The sequence below is a fragment of the Enterobacter cloacae complex sp. GF14B genome, from assembly GCF_004136805.1.
Lineage (GTDB): Bacteria > Pseudomonadota > Gammaproteobacteria > Enterobacterales > Enterobacteriaceae > Enterobacter > Enterobacter hormaechei_C.
In genome coordinates, this window is record NZ_QFRV01000262.1 from 1 (window position 1) to 1492 (window position 1492).

The following is a 1492-nucleotide window of genomic DNA, read 5'->3' on the forward strand; positions in this document are numbered from 1 at the left end:
GGAGACTCATGAAGAAGGCAAGCATGTATCTCTTCCTAGAAGGCTCCCTCTATCAAAGAGGGAAGGATAAAGTGTGCAGAAGAGTATCAACTATCGCGAAAATTCCAGCCATTCTAAAAGGTTTGCATGAAGAGGCATGTGGTGGTCATTTTTCCCAAGAATTAACTGTGAAGAAGATTTTGCTTGCGGGGTATGTTTGGCCAAGTCTGCATGTGGATGTCCAACATTGGTGTAAAAGCTGTCACAATTGTCAGATAAATGGAAATAGAAGGTTGGTGCATGGCCCGAGGCAAATAGTGCTTGCAAATGGACCCTTTGAAAAGTGGGGCATTGATGCTATGGGTCCTCTGCCTAGGACAAAAAATGGTAAACTCTACATTCTAGTGGCTGTAGACTATATGACTAGGTGGGTGGAAGCTCAAAGTGTGGCAAGAGTGAATGAGAGGACAGTTAGCAAGTTTGTGTACAATCACATTTGTTGCAGATTTGGCACACCTTTGGAGATTGTTTCTGATAATGGTCCAGGGTTTAGAAAGGGATTGCTCACAGAAGTCTGTGAAGAACTTCACATTCTACATCGTCACAGTACACCCTACTATCCCCAATCAAATGGTTTGGTAGAAAAAGCTAATGGTGTCATTGCAGGCATCATTAGAAAGATGGTGAAAAACAAGACAAAGTTGTGGGATGACTTCTTGGATGGTGCCTTGTGGGCATATCGAACCACATATAGGGAAGCCACGGAGTTCACACCATTTCACTTGGTCTATGGTCAAGAGGCTTTGCAGCCTATCGAGCTCAACATTCCAACAATGCGACTTCATGGCAAATCAGCACAAGATGATCAAGAAGCATGGATGGATCGACTTCTTACCTTAGCTGAGCTTGAGTGGAAAAGAGAAGCAGCATACGAGTGCTACAAGAGGAAAGCCACACAAGCGAAAGAAACGCACGACAAGAAACTGAAGGACAAAGGCATCAAGGAAGGAGAGCTTGTGCTAAGGTATGACAATCGACTTGACAATCGTTTTGATGCCAAGTTTGAAACTAGATGGCAAGGGCCATACATAGTCAAGAAGGCTTTCAATTCTAGTTACTATCAGCTTATGGACTTGAATGGTAAAGAGCACTCCAGGAAGGTAAACGGGTATCGCTTGAAGCCCTATTTGAGTCGCCTTCTACCAAAGGATCTACCAAAGATCTGTCAAAAGGCCGCTGTCTCATGTAAGTATTGTTACATGAAGCATGAGTGTAACTCCAGCCAAAATTCTGAGGGGCCAAACAATGAAGATCTTGTCAAAGACTCTGAAGCACTCTCTTTGGAAAAGATGCTCTATGATGGTACATGAATATACCATCATCCTGGGGGAGGGCTAATGATAGCCGTTTTTCGGCTCTCCATAATTGCCATAGTAAGTTACTCCACCCTACCAAATTCACCCAAACACTGTGGTTACCCTCACCCTTTCACTGTATAAAGGTGAGTGTGAGT

At 43.7% G+C, this 1492-nt stretch carries 1 protein-coding gene; it reads left to right on the top strand.

Going from position 1 to position 1492, the window contains the following annotated elements; all coding sequences use genetic code 11:
- Window positions 1-1349, top strand: a 1349-nt coding sequence (locus tag DD606_RS25165; protein WP_139158377.1) for an integrase, incomplete at its 5' end; no start/stop codon positions are given.
- Between the last annotated feature and the right edge of the window lie 143 nt (window positions 1350-1492).